The following is a 21052-nucleotide window of genomic DNA, read 5'->3' as shown; positions in this document are numbered from 1 at the left end:
ATGCCCCGGCCGTGCGGCGCGTACGCGAGCGCAAGGATGTACACGGGGAGCATTCGGCGGAGCACGGCAGGTCACGGCGACCGGAGAATGGTTCAAGCCCGCCCTGAGCGTGGTCGCCGCCGTCGCCCTGTTCGCCCCGCAGTCCCTCGACCGCGTCCCCACCGAACTCCCCGCGCGCCCCGGCCGGTTGTGGCACCGCCTGCGCCCAGTGACCCCGCTCGCCGTGCGCACCGCCTCGTCGGCTACGCCTCCCTCGTCCTGGGGATCGGCCGCCCCTACTGGGTCCTGGTCACGCGGCGTCCCTGTACCAGGGCAACCTCACCCCAACCTGGGGCCGCGGCGTCCAGCGCGTCGTTGGCGACCTGCTCGGCGTCCTCCTGTTCGCTGCGCTGGTTCCCCCCGATGGCACTGCTCATCACCGAGTTCGCCGGGTTCCAGGAGCCCGGACGGCTGATCGCCGGACGGGTCGTGGACATGCTGCTCGGCGCCCTCGTCGGGCTCGCCGCTTCCCTGGCCGTACCCCACCGGTCGCGGGTCGCGCGTGCCGAGTGGAGCGGACCACGTACGCTCGCCGCTACGGGGCGGCGCAGGGCACCGCACCCGGACCAGCGCACGGGCGAGACGACGGAGGGCGTACGGCCATGACGGCGACGAGCGGCGGGCCGACCGGGACGAGACATGACACGGTGGCCGGGGTGGTCCGGCAGTGGCGTACCGTCCACCCCGACCTCGACACCGCGCCGATGGAGATCATCGGCCGCATCAACCGCTGCGCCGCCCTCCTCCAGCAGGCCGAGGACGCCCCCCTGCGCCGGGCGGGCCTGAGCCGGCCCGAGTTCGACCTGCTCGGCGCGCTGCGTCGCACCGGCCATGAGCTGACCCCCAGTGAACTCGCCCGCGAGACCTTCGCCTCGGGCGCCGCCGTCACCAAGCGCCTCAAGCAGCTCACCGAGCGGGGCCTGGTCGAGCGCCGCGGCGACACCCGCGACCGCCGCGTCGCCCACCTCCGCCTCACCGACGCGGGCCGGGACCTCGTCGACGGCATCCTGCCGGAGCAACTCGCCTACGAGACGGCCGTACTGTCCGAACTCGCCCCCGAGGGGCGGGACGAACTCGCCTCCCTGCTGGGCGAGTTGCTCGGTCGGCTGGAGGGGCGGCTCGGAGCGCTGCGCACCTGAGCCGAGCCGGGCCCGTCAGCTCTCGTCGGCCGACCGGTACACGCCGAACACCGCACCCTGCGGGTCCCGCAGCACGGCGATGCGCGGCCCGTCGGGGAGGGAGGTGGGCTCCATGAGGACGCTGCCGCCCGCCTGGGCCGCGTCCGCCGCCGTGGAGTCCACGTCCGCCACGGCGAAGTACGGCAGCCAGTGCGCCGGCACCTCGTGCGGGAACTTGTCGTCCATCGCGAGCATGCCGCCGAAGTCGGCGCCGTCGACGCCCCACTGCGTGTAGTGCTCGCCGGCGTTGACGGTCCAGCCGAAGACGGTGGTGTAGAACTCCATGGCCCGCTCGGGCGCCCTGGTCAGCAGCTCCACCCAGCCCAGCGAGCCGGGCGCGTTGAGCAGCCCCGCGCCCGGGAACGACCGTGCCTGCCACAGCTGGAAGGCCGCCCCGGTGGGGTCCACGGCCACCGCGAAGCGGCCCACGTCGAACACGTCCATCGGGCCGGCCGGCACCGTGCCGCCGGCCTGTGTCACCCGCGCGGCCGCGGCGTCCGCGTCCGGCACCGCGAACGACACGTTCCACGCCACCGGCTGCCCCTCCTGGTACAGCGGCGTCAGCGCGGCCACGGGCGCGTCGCCCAGGTGTGCGATGGTGTAGCCGCCCGCCTCCTGACGCGGATCGGTCTCGGCGCGCCAGCCGAACAGCGCCTCGTAGAACCGCCTGGCCCCGGCCAGGTCACTGGTGCCCAGCTCGGTCCAGCAGGGCCCGCCGGTAACGGGCTTGTCGAGCTTCATGGCGCTCCTCCCGCGAAGGAACCCCCCAGCAAGCACGCTAAGCCCCGCCCGCGGCCCCGGCCATCCGGCGCAAACCCCCTGGTCTTCGATACGCCTAGATCCCGGGGCGGTACCGCAGCGGATGGTCCGCCGGCACCTCCACCAGCACGATCCGCGTGCCGTCCGGGTCGGCGATCCACATCTCGATCAGTCCCCAGGGCTCCTTCACCGGCGGCCGCACGATCCCGAGGCCCTTCGCCACCAGCTCCTCGTGCGCGGCGGCGACGTCCTCGACCTGCATCCAGAGCTGCACGGCCGGGGACGGCGGTGTCTCGGAACGCCCCGAGACCTCCAGGAAGCCCCCGCCGAGGAAGTAGACGGTGCCGCGCTGCGGGCCCGTTCCGAACTCGCGGTAGACGGCGAGGCCGAGCTGCTCGCCGTAGAAGTGACGGGACCGTTCGGGATCGGTGGGGCGGAGCAGGGTCCGGCCGCTCAGTACGTGCACCATGCGGTCGGAGCCTAGTGGCGCGTTACGCTCAGCGGTGCCCGAGCCGCGCCCGAGTAGGGGAGAACCGCACCATGGACGCCACCGCGACCGACTCCGCCGCCGGAATCGTCTTCCGTGACGCCACCGACGCCGACGTGGACACGCTGGTCGCGCTGATCGAGTCCGCCTACCGCGGGGACTCCAGCCGGTCGGGGTGGACCACCGAGGCGGACATCCTCGAAGGCCAGCGGACCGACCCGGAGGGCGTGCTGCAGGTCATCAAGTCGCCCGACAGCCGACTGCTCACCGTGGCGCGGGACGGGCGGGTCGTCGCCTGCTGTCAGCTCGAACACCGCGGGGGTCACGCCTACTTCGGGATGTTCGCGGTCAGCCCCGCGCTTCAGGGCGCCGGCCTCGGCAAGGTCATCCTCGCGGAGGCCGAGCGGCAGGCCCGCGAGACATGGGGCGTGAGCGAGATGCACATGACCGTGATCTCCGTACGCAACGACCTGATCGCCTGGTACGAGCGGCGCGGCTACCGCCGTACGGGACGGATGACTCCGTTCCCGTACGGCGACGAGCGCTTCGGCATTCCGCAGCGCCCCGATCTGCAGTTCGAGCTGCTGGTCAAGGCGCTGGTGTGACGTTCATGCGGTGAAGCGGCCGGTGCGTTTGATCTCCGGGTAGTCGGTGGTCGCGCCGTCCAGCTCCAGGGCCCGTACCAGCCGCAGATGGTCCTGGGTGTTCACCACCCAGCCGATGATCCTGAGGTCCGCCTTGCGGGCGTGCTCCACGACCTCCAGGGTGAGCCGGCGGATGTTGAGGCAGACCGTCGCCGCGCCCACCGCGACGGCGCGGTCCACGATGTCGGTGCCGTAGCGGCCGGCGATCAGCGCGGTGCGCACCCCGGGCACGAGGCGGGCGATCTCGGCGACGGCGTCGTCGTGGAACGAGGACACCTCGACCCGGGGCGCCAGATCCCGGGCGTTCATCACCTCGGCGAGCGCCCGTGCCGCCGCGACGTCCTTGATCTCGGCCTGGAGCGGTGACTTCACGGCGTCCAGGACCTCTTCGAAGACCGGCACGCGCTCGCCGCGGCCCGCGTCCAGGGCGCGCAGCTCGGCGAGGGTCTTGTCGGCGATCGCGCCGGTGCCGTCGGTCGTGCGGTCCACGTCGGTGTCGTGCATGACGACGAGGGCGCCGTCCTTGCTCAGGTGGAGATCGAGTTCGATGACGTCGAGGCCCGCCTGCTGGGCGGCGACGAAGGAACGGAGGGTGTTCTCGGGTTCGACACCCATGACTCCGCGGTGACCGATGGTAAGGAAGTTCAAGGTTCAACTCGCTTCCGTCGACGGCGGCTCGGCGCGCACGCGAACCGGAGCGGAGCGTTCGCGCGGCAGTGCCGCAGCCTAGTGGCCTACGCGCGTGATGAACCCCACATGTGCACAGGGTTCGCGGCGGCGGGACATGCCGTGCCTGGCTCGCGCCCCTGACGGTGGTCACCCTGGCGTGGGCGAGTCCCGCGGGGATTGACCGGAGTTGTGGGGTGGGTGATGCGTATGCCCACGGAACGCCGGTCTAATCGCCATCGAGACATCCAACAGGAAAAAGTTCGGTGACCATGAGGGTGCACGGGATAATTTCCCGAGGCTGCCCTTGCTGGGAGAAACCTCGTATGCGTACCGTGTCCCGACGCGAGGTTCTCCCGTGGAGGATGGGACATGACGGAAATTCTTGTGCAGGCGGCTTCGGAGGATCAGGTTCCTCCCATGACCAGGGTGGTCGAGCACCCGGCATGGCCGGTGCTCAAGGATGCCGTGGAGCAGATCCGGCCATGGCAGTCCAAGGACGGGTCGATCGACTTCGAGGCCGAGGGCGCGCCCGCGCGTGCGGACGCCGAGGCAGCCGTACGGCGCGTCGTGGCGGCCGTCGAGGAGCTGTCCCCGCTGCTCCCGCACGACGCCGACTACCACGCGGCCCTGGCGAAGGACCTGAACCGCTGGGCCGAGGGCGGCTTCGAGGTGCCCGACTTCCTCGACTCGCTGCTGGCCTTCCAGCCCGCCGCGAGCCGCGCGGACGGCCTGCAGCACCTGGTCGTCTTCGCGATGTACACGCAGAACGGCAACCCCGACCGCAACCTCGAAGCGGTCGTCCTGCGCATGGTCTGGCCGGACTGGCTGGCCGAGCTGGAGCGCACCCGCTACGACAACCCGCTGTTCTGCGGCATCAAGTTCGAGGACTTCACGGCCGGCTACGACACCAACTCCGCCGTCCTCTTCCCCGAGACCATCGCCGTGCGCCAGGCCCCCGAGCGCTTCAGCTGGGGCGGCATCTTCTGCGACCGCGAGGCCGCCCGCTTCCGCCGTGTCACCGACGCCGCCGTCGACATCCTCGGCCTCGAGCTGCCCGAGGACATCGCCGCGCTGGTCCACGACCAGAAGCGCTGCGAGGAGGCCTTCGTGCTGTGGGACATGGTCCACGACCGCACCCACAGCCACGGCGACCTGCCGTTCGACCCGTTCATGATCAAGCAGCGCCAGCCGTTCTGGATGTACGGCCTGGAAGAGCTGCGCTGCGACCTCACCGCCTTCAAGGAGGCCGTCAAGCTCCAGGCCGAGGGCGTCCCGCAGGCCCGTGACGTGCAGTACGCCGTGCTGTTCGACCGCATGTTCCGCTTCCCGGTCACCGGTGAGCGCGTGCGCAACTACGACGGCCTCGGCGGCCAGCTCCTCTTCGCCTACCTGCACCAGCACGACGTCGTCCGCTGGACCGACAACAAGCTGGCCATCGACTGGGAGCGCGCCCCGCAGGTCACCAACCAGCTCTGCGCCGAGATCGAGAACCTGTACCGCGACGGCATCGACCGCCCCAAGCTCGTCCACTGGTTCGCCGGCTACGAACTCGTCTCCACCTACCTCGCCCCGCACCCGGGATCCCGCTGGGCCAAGGGTCCGGACGCCCTGGACCTGACCCAGCCGCCGCGCAAACTCGTCGATGACGTGCTTCCGGACGAGTTTCCCCTGAGCATGTTCTATGAGGCCCTCTCCAAGAAGCTTCGGAACGTGATCGCCTCGACTCGCGGCATCACGGCGGAGAGCGCCGAGCGGGTCGCCGCGTGAGCGACCGCAGCACCAGCAACACTGCTCAGGAGGCGAAGAACATGGCGGGGAACGGAGCTCTCAGCGGTGCGGTGATCGCGGTGGCCGGTGCGGGGGGACCCGCCGGGCGGGCGGCCATCCTGCGGCTGGCCGAGGCGGGCGCGATCGTCGTGGCTTCCGACAACGATCCGGAGCGGCTCTCGGAGGCGGTGGACGCCGCCCGCTACGCGCACGGCGGCGCCACGGTCGTCGGCGACACGGTGGATCTGCTCGACCTGCACTCCGCCCGCGACTGGGCCGACCACATCGAGAAGGACTTCGGCCGCGTCGACGGCCTGGTCCACCTCGTCGGCGGCTGGCGCGGCAGCGAGACCTTCGTCAAGACCAGCCTCGACGACTGGGACTTCCTGGAGCTGCTGCTCATCCGCACCGTGCAGCACACCTCGCTCGCCTTCTTCGAGGCCCTCCAGCGCAGCGACCGCGGACGGTACGTACTGATCAGCGCCGCCGGCGCGACGAAGCCGACCGCGGGCAACGCCTCCTACGCCGCCGCCAAGGCCGCCGCCGAGGCGTGGACGCTGGCGCTCGCCGACGCCTTCCGCAAGGCGGGGGGCGCCGAGGGCCCGACGTCCGCGGCTGCGATCCTGGTGGTGAAGGCGTTGGTGCACGACGCGATGCGTGCCGAGCGCCCCAACGCGAAGTTCGCGGGCTTCACGGACGTCAAGGACCTGGCCGACGCCGTCGTCGACGTCTGGGACCAGCCCGCCGCCGAAGTGAACGGAAAACGCCTGTGGCTGACCGAGAAGCCGTGAACCCTCCGAAGACCGCTTTTACGCAGGCTCGGCGCCATCACGACCCGGACGTCCGCGGCTTCGCCAGCGACAACTACGCCGGCGCCCACCCGGAGGTGCTCGCCGCCCTGGCCCTGGCCAACGGCGGGCACCAGGTCGCGTACGGCGAGGACGACTACACCGAGAACCTGCAGCGGATCATCCGCAGCCACTTCGGCGCCACCGCCGAGGCGTTCCCGGTCTTCAACGGCACCGGCGCCAACGTCGTCGCGCTCCAGGCGGTCACCGACCGCTGGGGCGCGGTGATCTGCGCCGAGAGCGCGCACATCCACGTCGACGAGTGCGGGGCGCCGGAGCGGGTCGGCGGCCTGAAGCTGCTCACCGTACCCACACCCGACGGCAAGCTCACCCCCGAGCTGATCGACCGGCAGGCGTACGGCTGGGAGGACGAGCACCGGGCGATGCCCCAGGTCGTCTCGATCACCCAGAGCACCGAACTGGGCACCCTCTACACCCCGGACGAGATCCGCGCGATCTGCGACCACGCCCACGCGCACGGGATGAAGGTGCACCTGGACGGCTCCCGGATAGCCAACGCGGCCGCCTCGCTGAACGTGCCCATGCGGACGTTCACCGACGTGGCCGGCGTCGACATCCTCTCCCTCGGCGGCACCAAGAACGGCGCCCTGTTCGGCGAGGCGGTCGTCGTCCTCAACCAGGACGCCGTCAGCCACATGAAGCACCTGCGCAAGCTGTCCATGCAGCTCGCGTCCAAGATGCGCTTCGTGTCCGTGCAGTTGGAGGCGCTGCTCGCCAAGGACCTGTGGCTGCGCAACGCCCGCCACGCGAACGAGATGGCCCAGCGCCTGGCCGAGGGCGTACGCGCCGTCCACGGCGTGGAGATCCTCTACCCGGTGCAGGCCAACGGCGTCTTCGCCAAGCTCCCGCACGACGTGAGCGAGCGCCTGCAGAAGAGGTTCCGGTTCTACTTCTGGGACGAGGCGGCGGGCGTCGTGCGCTGGATGTGCGCGTTCGACACGACCGAGGACGACGTGGACGCGTTCGTGGCGGCGCTGAAGGAGGAGATGGCGCGCTAGGATCCCTCGAGTCCCGGGCGTGCATAGGTATGCGGTCACTCGAAAAGTCATTGACTCGCGAGTGATCGCGTTTCTATGCTCTACCGGTATGGAGCTGATCCAGGAAACCCCTGACCTGTCCGCCTATTTGGCCGCCGACGAGGTCATCGACCATGAGCATCCGCGCGTTCGCGCGACGGCCGCACGCCTCGTCAAGGAGGCGGATGACTCGTATGCCTATGCGCGGCTGGCGTTCGAGTTCGTGCGGGACGCCATTCCGCACTCGCAGGACTCCGGTGACCCCCGTGTCACCTGGCGTGCCTCCGACGTCCTGGAGCAGGGAACCGGCATCTGCTACGCCAAGGCCCATGCGCTGGCCGCGCTGCTGCGGGCCGAGGACATCCCGACCGCGCTGTGCTATCAGAGGTTCGACGTGGTGCACGGTCTGGTCGCCGTGCGGTTCAACGGCGCCTGGCATCGGCAGGATCCGCGAGGGAACAAGCCGGGCGTGGACGCACAGTTCTCGCTCGACGGCGAGCGGCTGGCCTTCACGCCCGACCCGGAGTCCAACGAGTTGGACTACCCGGTCCTGTATGCTGAACCGCACCCGGCCGTCCTCAGCGCCCTCAAGGCCGCCCACGACCGGCCGCACCTGTGGAAGACGCTCCCCACCGCACTTTGAGGCAGCCGATGACGCTCTCCCTGACCGTGTCCGACGAGGTGCGCGCCCTCGCGCCCGGCTTCACACACGTCGCCGTCGAGGCATACGGCCTGGTCAACGGCCCGAGCACCGACGCCAGTTCCGCGCTCCTCGACGACGCGGCCCGCCGGCTCGCCGTACGTCTGGACGGGCGTGCCCCGCACGAGGATCCGCACATGGCGGCCTGGCGCGAGGTCTACACCGGGTTCGGGTCGAAGCCGTCGCGCACCCGCAACTCGGCGGAGGCGCTCGCCAAGCGGGCTCTGTCGGAGACCGGACTGCCGCGGATCAACGTGCTCGTCGACGTCTACAACGCCGTCAGCGTCGCCCACCTCATCCCCGTCGGCGGCGAGGACATCGACCGCATCCAGGGCGGGATGCGGCTGGTGCGCGCCACCGGGGAAGAGGACTTCGTGACCGTGGCCGGGGGCGAGGAGGTCGTGGAGCACCCCGGCGCCGGTGAGGTCGTCTGGCGCGACGACGCGGGCGTGACCTGCCGCCGCTGGAACTGGCGCCAGGGGCCGCGCACCCGGCTCACCGAGGAGACCGCTTCCGGCGTCTTCCTGCTGGAGGGCATGGCCCCGATGCCGGTCGCCGAGGTCGAGGCCGCGGCGGCCGAACTGGCCGAACTGCTGCAGAAGTTCAGCCCTGGGGCACGGATCACGGTGCGTTCTGCGGCGTCCTGACGGCCGGGCGCCCGAGCGTGTCCCGGGCGCACTTGCGGAAGTCCGCCACCAGCCGGCCGCGGTCCCCGGCGCGCGTCGCCAGCACCACATGGTTCGGGTCGACGCCGTCCAGGGGGATCGTGGTCAGGTCGGGGCGGATGGTGTGCACGCGCGGGGTGGCCGGAACGATCGCGACGGCCTGACCGTCGGCGATCAGCTCGTACTTGTCCTCCATGGCCTCCACCAGCGGACCGTCCGGAGCGGGGCGCCCGTCGGGCCGCGGATCGATGCGCCAGTAGGCGTTCCAGACCGGCTGGTCCCGCACCCGCGGCATGGCCTCGTCGGCGATGTCGTCCAAGGTCACCGACTCCTTGCCGGCCAGCCGGTGGTCCAGCGGCACCATCAGCACCCGCGGCTCGTCGTGGAGGACCGTCACCTCCAGCCCGTCGGTCACCAGCGGCAGCCGCGTCACCACCGCGTCCACCCGGTGCTCGAGCAGGGCCGCACGCGCCTCGTCCCAGGGCAGGTGTACGGCGTGCACCTCGGCGTGGGGACGGCGGCGGCGCAGGGCGCGTACGGCCGGGGTGACGATGAGCGTCGTGGTGTAGCCGACCGTGAACCTGCTCGGCCGGGCCGCCGCCCGGGTGCGTGCCGTGGCCTCGGCGGCCGACCGCAGCAGCGCCCGCGCGCGGGGCAGGAAGACCTCCCCGGCCTCGGTGAGCCGGGTGCCGCGCGGGGTGCGGTCGAACAGCCGGGCGCCCAGCTCCTGCTCCAGCCGGCGGACCTGCCGGCTCAGCGACGGCTGGGCGACGCGCAGGGACTCGGCCGCGCGGCCGAAGTGGCCGTGCTCGGCGACGACCGTGAAGTAGCGCACGAGGCGCAGATCGAGGTCCGGCGGGGACTGCGGCGGCTGGGGCATCTCTCCAACGTACGCCTCATCACCGCCCGTTGGGCTGCGGTGATGCCTGAAACGTATGGCCCGCTGCGAAACGGGACTTGGACCCGCGGCGCCTTGTGCTCGCAGGGTGGAGCCACCGGCCCGGAAACGTCCGGGCCTGGTGACTTCCCTTGCTGAAGGAGTGTTCTCCTGTGCGTGTCTTCGTCACCGGCGCGACCGGATTCATCGGGTCCGCCGTCGTCCGCGACCTGCTGGAAGCGGGGCACCAGGTCCTCGGCCTCGCCCGCTCGGACCGTTCCGCCGCGGCGCTTAAGGAGGTCGGGGCGGAGGTGCACCGGGGCGACCTCGACGACCTCGACGGCCTGCGAGAGGCGGCCGGCGCGGTGGACGGCGTCGCCCATCTGGCGTTCATCCACGACTTCTCGAACTATCCGGCCGCCGCACGGGCCGACCAGCGGGCCATCGAGGCGATGGGTGAGGCGCTCGCCGGCAGCGACCGCCCCCTGGCCGTCACCGCCGGCACCATGTCTCTGGCCTCGGGTCGCCCCGCCACGGAGGAGGACGTGGTCGACCCGGGAGCGCACGCGGTGCCCCGCAAGTCGGAACAGACGGCCTTGGAGTTCACCGAGCGGGGCGTACGGGTCTCGGTGGTGCGGCTCCCGCCGTCGGTGCACGGAGAGGGTGACCACGGCTTCGTCCCGCACCTGGTGGAGATCGCCCGTGAGAAGGGCGTCTCCGCCTACCCGGGCGACGGCTCCAACCGCTGGCCCGCCGTGCACCGCTTCGATGCCGCCCGCCTCTTCCGCATGGCCCTGGAGAAGGCTCCCGCCGGCAGCAGGCTGCACGGCATCGACGACGAGGGTGTCCCGGTGCGCGACATCGCCGAGGTCATCGGGCGGCACCTGAGCCTTCCGGTGACCTCGATCCCGCGCGAGGAGGCGGCGGGCCACTTCGGCTGGCTCGGCACGTTCTTCGCGGCGGACACGCCGGCCTCCAGCGCGCTGACCCGCGAACTACTGGGCTGGCAGCCCGTGCAGCAGGGGCTCCTGGCGGACCTCGAAGCAGGCCACTACTTCAACTGACCCCGGCATGCGCTGCCGGCGTTCGACCGACGCCGGCAGGTTCCGCACTCAGCGTGCGTCGGCCTCACGGACCTGCTCCGGCGTCGGCGCCGTACCGCCGAGGTGGGCCGGCATCCACCAGGTGTCGTTCGCGTCCTTGGGGCGCACGGGGTAGGCGCGCTGGGCGGCCTCCAGGAGTTCCTGGACGCGCTCGCGGAGCTGGCGGGTGATCGCGCCCGCGTACTTGTCCTTGGAGGCCTCGAGCGCCTCGCCGACCCGGATGGTGATCGGGATGTGGCTGCGCTTGAAGTTGCGCGGGTGGCCTTTGGTCCACAGCCGCTGGGTGCCCCACACCGCCATCGGGATCAGCGGTACGCCCGCCTCCTGGGCCAGCCGGGCGGCGCCCGACTTGAAGCTCTTCAGCGTGAACGACTGCGAGATCGTGGCCTCCGGGAAGACCCCGACGATCTCGCCGGACTTCAGCGAGTCCAGCGCGTGGGCGTACGCCGCCTCACCCTGCTTGCGGTCCACCGGGATGTGCTTCATACCGCGCATCAGCGGGCCGGAGATCTTGTGCCGGAACACGGACTCCTTCGCCATGAAGCGCACCAGACGCTTCTGCGGGAGCGCCGCCAGCCCGTTGAAGACGAAGTCCAGATAGCTGATGTGGTTGCTCACCAGCACGGCGCCGCCCGAGCGCGGAATGTTCTCCGACCCCTTGCAGTCGATCTTGAGGTCCCACACCTTGAACAGTGTCTGGGCGAAACCGACGACGGGACGGTAGACAAGCTCTGCCATGGACGGGGTGGACCCTTCCTTCTCTGCCTGGGAAGGAAGCTCCCAGTGGGAAAGTTACGCAGCCGTAGGTTTACGGCTTGTCGCAGATCGTGCCCCAAGAACGGCCGAGGGCCAAGCCCAAGTGCCTGGGAACGGCGAGATCCTCGTCACGTCCACCCCTTGATCCACCTCGGATTTTGGCGGCGCCTTTACCCGGCGGCGGCCGTGAACCGCCGTGCCAGCAGGTACATCTCGCACCCCAGGCAGTAGCCGAAGACGGCGTTCAGGAACGCCGCCGCGAGCGCCGCCCCGGTCGCGGCCAGACCCAGCCAGTCCGGCCCGAGCGTGTACCCGATCAGTCCGACGCCCGCGAAGACCAGCCCCACCGCCTGGGCGAACCGCGGCGGCTGCGGCGCCTCGAACTGCGTCGGCGGCCCGATCCGCGGCCGCACGGCCCTGCGGAACAGCCAGCCGTACGGCGAACGGGCCACCCCGCCCGCCGCGCCCAGCGCGAACGCCAGCGTCTGCCAGGCCAGCAGCCAGGCGCTGCCGGTGACCAGAACGACCGCGAGCACCACGGTCGTGACGGCCGCCCCGAAGCGCGGCCCTCTCACATCGATGTCCATGAATCAAGCATTCCGCATGGGAAAGGCTTTGGGGGAGCCGGGAATCATTGCGGTCCCGTGAACGCTTGAGCAGGGTGATGACCGGACTTGTGGTGTGCGTGGCGGTGCTCGCGGCGGCGAGCGCCTACGGAGTGCTGCATCGGCGGCGGAGCGGGAGAGTAAGGGTGCGCGGGCGCGACGACGGAAAGCGGCTCGGGGCGGCCGAGTTGGGCACCGAACTCGGCGAGCGCGCCACCCTCGTGCAGTTCTCCAGCGCCTTCTGCGCGCCCTGCCGGGCCACCCGGCGGGTGCTCGGCGAGGTGGCCGGCATGGTCCCGGGCGTGACCCATGTCGAGATCGACGCCGAGGACCACCTGGACCTGGTCCGCCGGCTCGACATTCTCAAGACCCCGACCGTGCTGGTCCTCGACGCCGGCGGCAACGTGGTGCGGCGGGCCACCGGTCAGCCGCGCAAGGCGGATGTGATCGCCGCCCTGGGGGAAGCGGTCTGAGAGGGCGTGACACGAGGGTGAGTCATCTCCCACATCGCGGAACATACTTGACTGTGTGCACCAGCTATCGTCAGCCTGACCGTATGCCTGAGGAACTCCTTCTCCACGGTCGGGCCCACGTCGATCTGGCCCGCACCGCGAGCGCGTGCTGTCCGAGCTGTTGAACGGCCACGGATCCCCACGTCTCTCCTCGCAGAAGGACAACTCCATGACGGCCATCTCCGGCCTCGGCACCCCTCGGCTCGCCTCTCCCGAGCTGCTCCGCTCGGTCTTCCGGCGCCATGCCGCCGGAGTGGCCGTGATCACGGCCCGCGGTGAGACGGGCCCGGTCGGCTTCACCGCTACCTCCCTCACCTCGGTCTCCGCCGAGCCCCCGATGCTCTCCTTCGGCATCGGCACCGGTGCCTCCAGTTGGCCCGCGATAGCCGCCACGGACCACGTCGGTGTCCACATACTCGGCGAGCACCAACAGGAGCTGGCCGCCACCTTCGCCCGCAGCGGCGCCGACCGTTTCGGCCCGCCCACGGCCTGGCGCGAGGGCCCCGCAGGCGTTCCGCTGCTCGACGACGTCCCGGCCTGGATGGTGTGCCGGGTCGTGGGGCGCGTACCGGCGGGCGATCACCGCATCGTGCTGGCCGAGGTCGTCCTGGGCGACCCCACGGGTCCCGGACAGCCGCTCGTGTACCACCAGGGCAGGTTCAACGGCCTGCGTGACTGAGGTCACCGGACCTCTGTGAGCGAACCGGCGTTCCGCGGTTCTGCGAAGCCGTCGAATTCCGATTACGCTGCGTTGCAAAGGTCACAGTTCAAAGCGCTTGCTTAGCGGGGATGAACTGGGTGTACTGACGAGTAATATTTCGCTCGGGGCGCGGGTCGCCCCGGACGGGATCGGCCGCTTGGGGCGCCTATGCTGCCTGCAAGTAGGCAGCAGAGAAATGTCGACGCAGTAGGAGAGCCGGCGTGAGCTTGAGGATCGTTGTCACTGTGAAGTACGTGCCCGACGCCACTGGCGACCGGCACTTCGCCGATGACCTGACCGTCGACCGGGACGACGTGGACGGTCTGCTCTCCGAGCTCGACGAGTACGCGGTCGAGCAGGCGCTGCAGATCTCGGAGAACTCCGACGACGACGTGGAGATCACCGTGCTGACGGTGGGTCCGGAGGACGCCAAGGACGCGCTGCGCAAGGCCCTGTCCATGGGTGCGGACAAGGCGATCCACGTCGAGGACGACGACCTGCACGGCACCGACGCCTTGGGGACCTCGCTGGTGCTGGCCAAGGCCGTGGAGAAGGCCGGCTACGACCTGGTGATCTCCGGCATGGCCTCCACCGACGGCACCATGGGCGTCGTACCGGCGCTGCTGGCCGAGCGCCTGGGCGTCCCGCAGGTCACCCTGCTGTCCGAGGTCTCCGTCGAGGACGGCACGGTCAAGGGCCGCCGGGACGGTGACGCCGCCTCCGAGCAGCTCGAGGCGTCGCTGCCGGCCGTCGTGTCGGTCACCGACCAGTCGGGCGAGGCGCGTTACCCCTCCTTCAAGGGCATCATGGCCGCCAAGAAGAAGCCGGTTCAGTCCTGGGAGCTGTCCGACCTCGACATCGAGGCGGAGGAGGTCGGTCTCGAGGGTGCCTACACCGTCGTGGACGCCGCGGCCGAGCGCCCGGCCCGCACCGCCGGCACGATCGTCAAGGACGAGGGCGAGGGCGGCAAGCAGCTCGCTGAGTTCCTCGCGAGCCAGAAGTTCATCTGAGCTCGACTTCGCTGACCGCCCCTCAAGTTTCGCAAGCAGGAGAGCATTCCCATGGCTGAAGTTCTCGTCTACGTCGACCACGTGGACGGTGCCGTCCGCAAGCCCACCCTGGAGCTGCTGACCCTGGCCCGCCGCGTCGGCGAGCCGGTCGCCGTCGCCCTCGGAAACGGCGCCGCCGACACCGCCGACACCCTCGCCGAGCACGGCGCGGTCAAGGTTCTCACCCACGAGGCGTCCGAGTACGCCGACTACCTGGTCGTCCCCAAGGTCGACGCCCTGCAGGCCGCCTTCGAGGCCGTCTCCCCGGCCGCCGTCCTGGTGCCGTCCTCCGCCGAGGGCAAGGAGATCGCCGCGCGTCTGGCGCTGCGCATCGGCTCCGGCATCATCACCGACGCCGTCGACCTGGAGGCCGGCGACGAGGGCCCGGTGGCCACCCAGTCGGTGTTCGCCGCGTCCTTCACCACCAAGTCCCGCGTCAGCAAGGGCACCCCGGTCATCACGGTCAAGCCGAACAGCGCGGCCGTGGAGGCCGCCCCGGCCGCCGGTGCGGTCGAGGCGCTGTCCGTGACCTTCTCCGCGCAGGCGACCGGCACCAAGGTCACCGGCCGTACGCCGCGTGAGTCGACCGGGCGTCCGGAGCTGACCGAGGCCGCGATCGTGGTCTCCGGTGGCCGTGGCGTCAACGGCGCGGAGAACTTCGCGATCATCGAGGCGCTGGCCGACTCCCTGGGCGCGGCCGTGGGTGCCTCGCGTGCCGCGGTGGACGCGGGCTGGTACCCGCACACCAACCAGGTCGGCCAGACCGGCAAGAGCGTGTCCCCGCAGCTGTACATCGCCTCCGGTATCTCGGGCGCGATCCAGCACCGCGCCGGTATGCAGACCTCGAAGACGATCGTGGCGATCAACAAGGACGCCGAGGCCCCGATCTTCGAGCTGGTCGACTACGGCGTGGTCGGCGACCTCTTCGACGTCGTCCCGGCCCTGACCGAGGAGATCAAGACCCGCAAGGGCTGATCCCCGAGCAGGCACAGCGAGGCCCCCGCGACTGTGCAGCCGGTCACGGGGGCCTCGTGTCATCCCAGGGTCAGCAACGCCTGCACCGGCAGATGGTCGCTCGGGAACTGGCCGTCGTCGGAGAACGTGTTGATCACCGCCCGGTGCGCCGTGACACCGGGCGTGCTCAGGATCCAGTCGATGCGGTCGCCGTCCGGGGTCAGCGGCTGGTAGCCGTGGAAGGTCGCGTACAGCGCGCTGCGCTCGCGCGCGGTGTCCCAGGTGTCGACGAGACCGGCGTCGAGCAGCGAGTCGTACACCGCGTTCTTGTGGGCGGCGACATTGAAGTCGCCGGTCACCAGCACCGGCAGCGAGCGGTCGAACCCGGCGATCCGCTCGGCGATGAGCGAGGCGCTGCGCTCGCGCGCGTACTGGCTCACATGGTCGAAGTGGGTGTTGAGGGCGTAGAACTCCCGCCCGTCGTCGGACAGATCGCGGAAGCGGACCCAGGTGACCATACGGGCGAAGCGAGCCCCCCAGGTGTTGGAGCCGATCACGGCCGGGGTGCCGGAGAGCCAGAAGTGGTCGTACTCGGTCGGGCGCAGGCGCCGGGCGTCGTAGAAGATCGCCATGGATTCGTCGCGGCTGCCGTGCAGCCGGCCGGTGCCGACCCAGTCGTAGCGCGGGCCGAGGTCGGAGTCGATGTCCAGGAGCTGGGAGAAGATCCCCTCCTGGGTGCCGATGACATGCGGGGCCTCGCGGCGCAGCAGCTCGCGCATCACCGGTCTGCGCACGGCCCAGCTATGGGGCTGCGTCGTGCTCGCGAAGCGCAGGTTGAAGGACATGACCCGCAGGTGGCCACGGGGCGGACGCTCGCCTGCCGCGGCGGTGGACGTGGGCAGTGCTGTACTGGAGAGGGGCGCGGTGACCGCGGCGGCCAGCGCGGCTTTCAGGCCCAGGCGGCGCGTGACTCGGCTGTGGTTCGGCACTTCAGGCTCCTTCGGTGGGAACTGCCGGACGAGTCGTGCGAGGCGTGCGTATGCAACTGTGATACCGCGTCCTGAGATGAGCGTGAACATGGCGAGATGGGGGAGTGGCTCCCCGTGGACATGGTGTTGACCGGGCGGAAGTCCCCGGATAACTTCATTCTACGGATTGTTGATTCCGCATAGTGGAAATCAGGAGGGTGTGGAATGGGCCAGGGCCAGCAGGAGAAGGTGGCGACGAGCCTCGCGGGCGCCGTCAGCGAGGAGATCAGCGCCTCCCTCGCGCCGGTCGACGCCGAGCTGGAGCGCCGCTACCCCGGCGACCCCGGCACCCGCCAGCCCGTGCACACCGTCTACGTCCCCGGCGACGCCTTCGCCGCCGACACCATCCGGACCTGGGGCGAGAAGGCCCTCACCCTCCTCGACGAACACGCCCCGGACGCCGCCTCCTTCGCCGCCGTCCTCGGCCTGTCCGACGAACTCGCCGAGCCCGTGTACACGCGCGTGCGCGCCAAGCTGGAGCGCGAGCCCATCGAGGACCTGCGCGTCGACTTCGAGGACGGCTACGGCCCCCGCCCGGACGCCGAGGAGGACGAGACGGCCGCCCGTGCGGCACGGCTGATCGCCGAGGCGTACGAGAACGGCACGGCGGCGCCGTACATGGGCATCCGCATGAAGTGCATGGAGGCGCCCGTACGCGACCGAGGCATCCGCACCCTCGACATCTTCCTCACCGGCCTGATGGAGTCCGGCGGGCTGCCCGACGGGCTGGTGCTCACACTGCCCAAGGTGACCTACCCCGAGCAGGTCACCGCCATGGTCCGGCTACTGGAGGCCTTCGAGAAGGCGCGCGGCCTCGAGCCCGGCAGGATCGGCTTCGAGATCCAGATCGAGACCAGCCAGTCCATCCTGGGCACCGACGGCACCGCCACCGTCGCCCGCATGATCCAGGCCGCCGAGGGGCGCGCCACCGGACTGCACTACGGCACCTTCGACTACAGCGCCTGCCTCGGCGTCTCCGCCGCCTACCAGGCCAGCGACCACCCGGCCGCCGACCACGCCAAGGCGATCATGCAGGTCGCCGCCGCGGGCACCGGCGTACGCGTCTCGGACGGCTCGACGAACGTCCTGCCGGTCGGTACGACCGAGAAGGTCCACGACGCCTGGCGACTGCACTACGGCCTCACACGACGGGCGCTCTCCCGCGCCTACTACCAGGGCTGGGACATGCACCCCGGTCACATCCCGACCCGGTACGCGGCCGTGTTCGCCTTCTACCGCGAGGGCTTCGAGCAGGCGGCGGGCCGCCTCGCCCGGTACGTCAGCCGGACCGGCGGCGACGTCATGGACGAGCCCGCCACCGCCAAGGCCCTCAGCGGCTATCTGCTGCGCGGCCTGGACTGCGGCGCCCTCGACGTCGCCGAGGTCGCCCGGCTGACCGGTCTGACCCGTGCGGATCTGGAGGGATTCGCGGCGCCCCGGCGCGGCGACCTGACGGTCTCTGCCAAGTAGCGGGCCGGTCACATCCGTCTCCGCCAACTGGTGTCGTCACCCCGGCCCCGTACTCTGTACGAACGCAATGACGGGTCACAGGAACGGGGCAGCGGTGTCTTCGGGGGAGAACGGACGGGCGGACGAGGCCGGCCGGCTGCTGGCCGGGCGCTATCGCGTCGTGGCCCAGCTCGGACGCGGCGGTATGGGCGTGGTCTGGCGGGCCCTCGACGAAGTCCTCGGCCGTGAGGTCGCCGTCAAGGAACTGCGCACCTACTCGGACGCGGACGGGCCCGAACTCGCGGATCTGCGGCTGCGAATGCAGCGCGAGGCCCGCGCGGCGGCCAGGGTGCGGCATCCGGGCGTCGTGGCCGTGCACGACGTCGCCGAGGTCGACGGACGCCCGCTCATCGTCATGGAGTTGGTGGAGGGCCCGTCCCTGGAAGCCGTGTTGCGCGAGCGCGGCACCATCGGCCCGCGCGAGGCGGCCGGCATCGGCGCGAAGGTCATGGACGCGCTGGCCGCCGCCCACCGGGCCGGTGTCCTGCACCGTGACGTCAAGCCCGGCAACATCCTGCTGGAGCCCTCTGGTCGCGTCGTGCTCACCGACTTCGGCATCGCGACGATGGAGGACCCCGGCGACGGCTCGGCCACCAACCTGACCCGCACCGGCCATCTCGTCGGTTCCCTGGACTACTTGGCCCCCGAGCGTGCCCAGGGCGGCGATCCGGGCCCGTCCTCGGACGTCTGGGCGCTGGGCGCCACGCTCTACGCGGCGGTGGAGGGCTCCGCGCCCTTCCGCCGTACGTCGACCTTCTCCACGCTCACCGCGATCGTCACCGAGCCACTGCCCGAGCCCGGCAACGCCGGACCGCTCGGCCCCGTCCTCCAGCGCCTGATGGACAAGCGGCCCGAGTCCCGCCCCGAGCCCGAGGAAGCGCGCGACCTCCTCCAGGCGGTCGCGGACGCGGGTGCCAAGGACGCACCGACGACCGCACTCCGCGATCCCGCGCGCTCCGGCCCCGGGGACACCGAACGCAGCGTCCCCTCGGTGCCGCCCGCCTCCGTCCCCACGGCACCGGCGAGCCACGAGGGCCAGCCCGGCCCGGCGGCGTCCGAGGGGCAGGCGTCCCCGGGTGGCGACACTCCGGTGCAGGGTGTGTCGTCCGGGCCCGGCCTCCCGGGGGCGGCGGGTTTCGGGTCTGCGGCATGGGTGGGGCACGAGGGGCAGCCCGGTCCGGCGGCGTCCGGGGGTCAGGTGTCCCCGGGCGGCGACACTCCGGTGCAGGGCGTGCCCGCGTCCGACCTCCCTGGGGCACCGCGCTTCGGGGTCGCGCCATCGGCAGCGCAGGGGCCCGGCGCTCCGGGGCAGGGGCCGGGCGCTCCGGGGCAGGGACACGGCGCTCCGGGACAGGGACCCGTCACTCCCGGCCCAGGCACGGCGCCGGCCCAGGGGTTCGGCGCTGTCGGCCATCCCGGCCAAGCCGCCGACCCTGGCCATCCCGGCGAGGCCGCCACCCCCGGCTATCCCGGCGAGGCCGCCACCCCCGGTCATCCCGGCGAGGCCGCCACCCCCGGTCATCCCGGCCAGGCCGCCACCCCCGGCCAACCGCCCATGTCGCCGTACGGCAGCACCCAGGGCCCGGCCGGACCGCACCAGCACGGCTTCGGCACGCCCGCCCCGCCGCACGACCGGGACGCCACCGGCCCCATGGCCACCTCCTCCGGTACGCCCTCCCGGCGCAAGGGCCGCGCCCTGCTCGCCGCCGTGGCCGTCATCGTCGTCCTCGCGGCGGCCGGGGTCACCGTCGCCGTGGTGAACAACAAGGGCGACGCCAAGACCGGGGCGCAGGACGTGTCCTCCTCCACCTCGCGGGGCACGTCCGCCGCGGCGGACGGTAGTCCCGACGCCGACCGCTCCAACGAGTCCGGCCCGACCGAGAAGGACGACGAGAAGTCCCCCGACGCGACCAAGTCCCCGAGCCGCGGCGCGCAGAGCGATCCCACGGACCGGCCCACCACCTCGGCCCCGACCAAGACCTCCGGCGAGGGCGGCACCACCGGGGGCACCACGGGCGGCGGTTCCGGTGACGGCGGCACCACGGGCGGTGGCGGCACCTCCGGCGGCTCGGGCACGACGGGCGGCGGCGGAACCACGGGTGGCGGCGACAGCACACCGACCCCGTCCTGCCACTCCATCGGCGGCGGCAAGTACAACTGCCAGGTCTGGCGGACCGCCAAGTCCTACACCGCCTCCGGCACCGAGGTCGGCGTCCTCAAAGCGGGCACCAACTACTTCTACTGCCAGCAGAACCTGGGCCGCCGCGAGACCTACGGCGAGTGGACCAACGTCTGGTGGGCCAGGACCGACGACGACAGTGGCAACACCAACGTCTACGTCAGCGACGTCTACATCGAGGGCGGCGACAACGACGAGCCGGTGCCCGGACTCCCGGTCTGCTGACCTCAGGGCCGCTCGGCCCGGAGGTATCCCTCCAGCCCGGAGACGGTCACCAGCTTCTCCCGAGCGAACAGCGAAGTGCCCCGCTCGCACAGCTCCGCGTCGGCCCGCGCCCGCGCGCAGAACTCCTCGGGGGTGACACCGAACAGCTCCCTCAACCGGGCCGAGCCCACCAGGAGTTCGGTGAGCAGCGGACGCTGTCCGGGATGGGTGCGCGGCGCTCCGGCGCCGTCGCGCAGGACGCCATGGCGGTTGACGTACGCGAAGGCGCCGGGAAGCGTGGTGCCGTCCGCCAGCTCGATCCGCACCTCGGACGCCGGCAGCCAGGCACGGCCGTAGTGGCCGTCCGGCAGCGGCACCCCCTCGCTCGCGTCGATCACCTCGAGCTGCTCGTCGTCGAGCCAGGTGAGGAACAACTCCCGTGCGTGGCCCGGCGCGTGGAACGGCGACGCCGACACATAGCCCATGCGGCTCACATGCGCGGAGACGCCGACCTCCAGGCCCGTCACCCGTGTCTTGACCATCGGCAGCGGCGAGGCGACGCCGAACGCGTCCATCTTGCACCGCAGTTGGCCGGGGCAGGCGTTGGAGCCGACCGCGAGGACGGGCACGCGGTCGTCGTACACCAGGCGGTCCAGCGGCAGCAGCCGGTCGCCGTCGAGAAGCCCGGAGTCCGACGGCCAGGCGCCCGGGTAGAGCAGCGGATGATCGCGCGGCGCCTCGGCCAGGCCAAGCGCCTGAAGGCTGCGGTCGCTCATGGGCGGC

The 21052-nt window shown here is 71.4% G+C and carries 22 protein-coding genes and 1 pseudogene; 15 read left to right on the top strand and 8 right to left on the bottom strand.

Annotation, left to right across the window (positions count from 1 at the left end; all coding sequences use genetic code 11):
• Positions 1 to 169: 169 nt before the first annotated feature.
• Positions 170 to 645: pseudogene (locus ACP4J3_RS03005) on the top strand (FUSC family protein); the annotation flags it as partial.
• The gene (locus tag ACP4J3_RS03000; RefSeq protein WP_426530036.1) at positions 642 to 1178 is read left to right on the top strand and encodes a MarR family winged helix-turn-helix transcriptional regulator; all 537 of its coding nucleotides are present in this window, start codon (positions 642 to 644) and stop codon (positions 1176 to 1178) included. The pseudogene ACP4J3_RS03005 and the gene ACP4J3_RS03000, both read left to right, overlap by 4 nt.
• Before the next feature lie 15 nt (positions 1179 to 1193).
• Here ACP4J3_RS03000 and ACP4J3_RS02995 read toward each other — a convergent pair whose 3' ends face one another.
• Positions 1194 to 1958: a VOC family protein gene (locus ACP4J3_RS02995; RefSeq protein ID WP_426530034.1), complete on the bottom strand. Its 765-nt coding sequence runs from the start codon at positions 1956 to 1958 to the stop codon at positions 1194 to 1196.
• A gap of 94 nt (positions 1959 to 2052) precedes the next feature.
• Positions 2053 to 2445: a VOC family protein gene (locus ACP4J3_RS02990; RefSeq protein WP_426530032.1), complete on the bottom strand. Its 393-nt coding sequence runs from the start codon at positions 2443 to 2445 to the stop codon at positions 2053 to 2055.
• Between the two features lie 71 nt (positions 2446 to 2516).
• Between ACP4J3_RS02990 and ACP4J3_RS02985 the strand changes: the two genes are divergently transcribed.
• Positions 2517 to 3068 (top strand): GNAT family N-acetyltransferase, encoded by a 552-nt coding sequence (locus tag ACP4J3_RS02985; RefSeq protein WP_426530030.1) that lies wholly within the window; start codon positions 2517 to 2519, stop codon positions 3066 to 3068.
• A 3-nt stretch (positions 3069 to 3071) separates the two neighbouring features.
• On the opposite strand, the gene ACP4J3_RS02980 is transcribed toward ACP4J3_RS02985, so the two are convergent.
• The gene (locus ACP4J3_RS02980) at positions 3072 to 3755 is read right to left on the bottom strand and encodes a glycerophosphodiester phosphodiesterase (protein ID WP_426530028.1); all 684 of its coding nucleotides are present in this window, start codon (positions 3753 to 3755) and stop codon (positions 3072 to 3074) included.
• Positions 3756 to 4145: 390 nt separating this feature from the next.
• Between ACP4J3_RS02980 and ACP4J3_RS02975 the strand changes: the two genes are divergently transcribed.
• The 5 genes from ACP4J3_RS02975 to ACP4J3_RS02955 all read left to right on the top strand — a co-directional run bounded on the left by ACP4J3_RS02975 (position 4146) and on the right by ACP4J3_RS02955 (position 8775).
• Entirely contained in the window at positions 4146 to 5543 is a 1398-nt protein-coding gene (locus ACP4J3_RS02975) for a DUF6421 family protein (protein WP_426530026.1), read from the top strand.
• A 41-nt stretch (positions 5544 to 5584) separates the two neighbouring features.
• Positions 5585 to 6334 (top strand): SDR family NAD(P)-dependent oxidoreductase, encoded by a 750-nt coding sequence (locus tag ACP4J3_RS02970; protein WP_426530369.1) that lies wholly within the window; start codon positions 5585 to 5587, stop codon positions 6332 to 6334.
• A complete protein-coding gene (locus tag ACP4J3_RS02965; protein ID WP_426530024.1) occupies positions 6331 to 7410 on the top strand; it encodes a threonine aldolase family protein in 1080 nt (359 codons plus the stop codon). The genes ACP4J3_RS02970 and ACP4J3_RS02965 overlap by 4 nt, the downstream gene beginning before the upstream one ends.
• 88 nt (positions 7411 to 7498) lie before the next feature.
• The gene (locus ACP4J3_RS02960; RefSeq protein ID WP_426530022.1) at positions 7499 to 8071 is read left to right on the top strand and encodes a transglutaminase domain-containing protein; all 573 of its coding nucleotides are present in this window, start codon (positions 7499 to 7501) and stop codon (positions 8069 to 8071) included.
• A gap of 8 nt (positions 8072 to 8079) precedes the next feature.
• Positions 8080 to 8775: a B3/B4 domain-containing protein gene (locus ACP4J3_RS02955; protein ID WP_426530020.1), complete on the top strand. Its 696-nt coding sequence runs from the start codon at positions 8080 to 8082 to the stop codon at positions 8773 to 8775.
• Here ACP4J3_RS02955 and ACP4J3_RS02950 read toward each other — a convergent pair.
• Complete coding sequence (locus ACP4J3_RS02950; protein WP_426530018.1) at positions 8750 to 9673, bottom strand: LysR family transcriptional regulator; 924 nt, start codon at positions 9671 to 9673, stop codon at positions 8750 to 8752. The genes ACP4J3_RS02955 and ACP4J3_RS02950 overlap by 26 nt on opposite strands.
• Positions 9674 to 9843: 170 nt before the next feature.
• Between ACP4J3_RS02950 and ACP4J3_RS02945 the strand changes: the two genes are divergently transcribed.
• Positions 9844 to 10734 (top strand): SDR family oxidoreductase, encoded by an 891-nt coding sequence (locus tag ACP4J3_RS02945; RefSeq protein ID WP_426530016.1) that lies wholly within the window; start codon positions 9844 to 9846, stop codon positions 10732 to 10734.
• 48 nt (positions 10735 to 10782) lie between these two features.
• Here ACP4J3_RS02945 and ACP4J3_RS02940 read toward each other — a convergent pair whose 3' ends face one another.
• Both ACP4J3_RS02940 and ACP4J3_RS02935 read right to left on the bottom strand, forming a co-directional pair.
• A complete protein-coding gene (locus ACP4J3_RS02940; RefSeq protein ID WP_426530014.1) occupies positions 10783 to 11511 on the bottom strand; it encodes a lysophospholipid acyltransferase family protein in 729 nt (242 codons plus the stop codon).
• 188 nt (positions 11512 to 11699) lie between these two features.
• On the bottom strand, positions 11700 to 12116 hold the full coding sequence (locus ACP4J3_RS02935; RefSeq protein ID WP_426530012.1) for a DUF4395 domain-containing protein: 417 nt from the start codon (positions 12114 to 12116) through the stop codon (positions 11700 to 11702).
• A gap of 77 nt (positions 12117 to 12193) precedes the next feature.
• Here ACP4J3_RS02935 and ACP4J3_RS02930 point away from each other — a divergent pair, with 77 nt between their 5' ends.
• The 4 genes from ACP4J3_RS02930 to ACP4J3_RS02915 all read left to right on the top strand — a co-directional run bounded on the left by ACP4J3_RS02930 (position 12194) and on the right by ACP4J3_RS02915 (position 15370).
• Positions 12194 to 12607, top strand: coding sequence for a thioredoxin family protein (locus tag ACP4J3_RS02930; protein WP_426530010.1), 414 nt, complete (start codon positions 12194 to 12196; stop codon positions 12605 to 12607).
• A 208-nt stretch (positions 12608 to 12815) separates the two neighbouring features.
• Positions 12816 to 13325 carry a flavin reductase family protein gene (locus ACP4J3_RS02925; RefSeq protein WP_426530008.1) on the top strand — a complete coding sequence of 170 codons (510 nt, stop codon included), beginning with the start codon at positions 12816 to 12818 and terminating at the stop codon, positions 13323 to 13325.
• Between the two features lie 242 nt (positions 13326 to 13567).
• The gene (locus ACP4J3_RS02920; protein ID WP_426530006.1) at positions 13568 to 14356 is read left to right on the top strand and encodes an electron transfer flavoprotein subunit beta/FixA family protein; all 789 of its coding nucleotides are present in this window, start codon (positions 13568 to 13570) and stop codon (positions 14354 to 14356) included.
• A 51-nt stretch (positions 14357 to 14407) separates the two neighbouring features.
• Entirely contained in the window at positions 14408 to 15370 is a 963-nt protein-coding gene (locus tag ACP4J3_RS02915) for an electron transfer flavoprotein subunit alpha/FixB family protein (protein WP_426530004.1), read from the top strand.
• Between the two features lie 59 nt (positions 15371 to 15429).
• Here the strand turns inward: ACP4J3_RS02915 and ACP4J3_RS02910 are convergent, their stop codons facing one another.
• The gene (locus ACP4J3_RS02910) at positions 15430 to 16338 is read right to left on the bottom strand and encodes an endonuclease/exonuclease/phosphatase family protein (protein ID WP_426530002.1); all 909 of its coding nucleotides are present in this window, start codon (positions 16336 to 16338) and stop codon (positions 15430 to 15432) included.
• 204 nt (positions 16339 to 16542) lie between these two features.
• Here ACP4J3_RS02910 and ACP4J3_RS02905 point away from each other — a divergent pair, with 204 nt between their 5' ends.
• Positions 16543 to 17847 (top strand): DUF6986 family protein, encoded by a 1305-nt coding sequence (locus ACP4J3_RS02905; protein ID WP_426530000.1) that lies wholly within the window; start codon positions 16543 to 16545, stop codon positions 17845 to 17847.
• 94 nt (positions 17848 to 17941) lie between these two features.
• Positions 17942 to 20290 (top strand): protein kinase domain-containing protein, encoded by a 2349-nt coding sequence (locus ACP4J3_RS02900; RefSeq protein ID WP_426529998.1) that lies wholly within the window; start codon positions 17942 to 17944, stop codon positions 20288 to 20290.
• A gap of 2 nt (positions 20291 to 20292) precedes the next feature.
• Here the strand turns inward: ACP4J3_RS02900 and ACP4J3_RS02895 are convergent, their stop codons facing one another.
• Positions 20293 to 21045, bottom strand: a complete 753-nt coding sequence (locus ACP4J3_RS02895; RefSeq protein ID WP_426529996.1) for a hypothetical protein — start codon at positions 21043 to 21045, stop codon at positions 20293 to 20295.
• Positions 21046 to 21052: the final 7 nt, after the last annotated feature.

This window comes from Streptomyces sp. UG1, assembly GCF_049974585.1.
Classification (GTDB): Bacteria; Actinomycetota; Actinomycetes; order Streptomycetales; family Streptomycetaceae; genus Streptomyces.
Note: the sequence above shows the minus strand (reverse complement) of the source record. Positions and strands in the feature narration are given on the sequence as shown.

Excerpts from the sequence above, each read along its gene's own strand:
- ACP4J3_RS03000 (WP_426530036.1), top strand. The coding sequence starts at position 642 with ATGACGGCGACGAGCGGCGGGCCGACCGGGACGAGACATGACACGGTG.
- ACP4J3_RS02995 (WP_426530034.1), bottom strand. The coding sequence starts at position 1,958 with ATGAAGCTCGACAAGCCCGTTACCGGCGGGCCCTGCTGGACCGAGCTG.
- ACP4J3_RS02990 (WP_426530032.1), bottom strand. The coding sequence starts at position 2,445 with ATGGTGCACGTACTGAGCGGCCGGACCCTGCTCCGCCCCACCGATCCC.
- ACP4J3_RS02985 (WP_426530030.1), top strand. The coding sequence starts at position 2,517 with ATGGACGCCACCGCGACCGACTCCGCCGCCGGAATCGTCTTCCGTGAC.
- ACP4J3_RS02975 (WP_426530026.1), top strand. The coding sequence starts at position 4,146 with ATGACGGAAATTCTTGTGCAGGCGGCTTCGGAGGATCAGGTTCCTCCC.
- ACP4J3_RS02970 (WP_426530369.1), top strand. The coding sequence starts at position 5,585 with ATGGCGGGGAACGGAGCTCTCAGCGGTGCGGTGATCGCGGTGGCCGGT.
- ACP4J3_RS02960 (WP_426530022.1), top strand. The coding sequence starts at position 7,499 with ATGGAGCTGATCCAGGAAACCCCTGACCTGTCCGCCTATTTGGCCGCC.
- ACP4J3_RS02955 (WP_426530020.1), top strand. The coding sequence starts at position 8,080 with ATGACGCTCTCCCTGACCGTGTCCGACGAGGTGCGCGCCCTCGCGCCC.
- ACP4J3_RS02950 (WP_426530018.1), bottom strand. The coding sequence starts at position 9,673 with ATGCCCCAGCCGCCGCAGTCCCCGCCGGACCTCGATCTGCGCCTCGTG.
- ACP4J3_RS02940 (WP_426530014.1), bottom strand. The coding sequence starts at position 11,511 with ATGGCAGAGCTTGTCTACCGTCCCGTCGTCGGTTTCGCCCAGACACTG.
- ACP4J3_RS02935 (WP_426530012.1), bottom strand. The coding sequence starts at position 12,116 with ATGGACATCGATGTGAGAGGGCCGCGCTTCGGGGCGGCCGTCACGACC.
- ACP4J3_RS02930 (WP_426530010.1), top strand. The coding sequence starts at position 12,194 with ATGACCGGACTTGTGGTGTGCGTGGCGGTGCTCGCGGCGGCGAGCGCC.
- ACP4J3_RS02925 (WP_426530008.1), top strand. The coding sequence starts at position 12,816 with ATGACGGCCATCTCCGGCCTCGGCACCCCTCGGCTCGCCTCTCCCGAG.
- ACP4J3_RS02915 (WP_426530004.1), top strand. The coding sequence starts at position 14,408 with ATGGCTGAAGTTCTCGTCTACGTCGACCACGTGGACGGTGCCGTCCGC.
- ACP4J3_RS02905 (WP_426530000.1), top strand. The coding sequence starts at position 16,543 with ATGGGCCAGGGCCAGCAGGAGAAGGTGGCGACGAGCCTCGCGGGCGCC.
- ACP4J3_RS02895 (WP_426529996.1), bottom strand. The coding sequence starts at position 21,045 with ATGAGCGACCGCAGCCTTCAGGCGCTTGGCCTGGCCGAGGCGCCGCGC.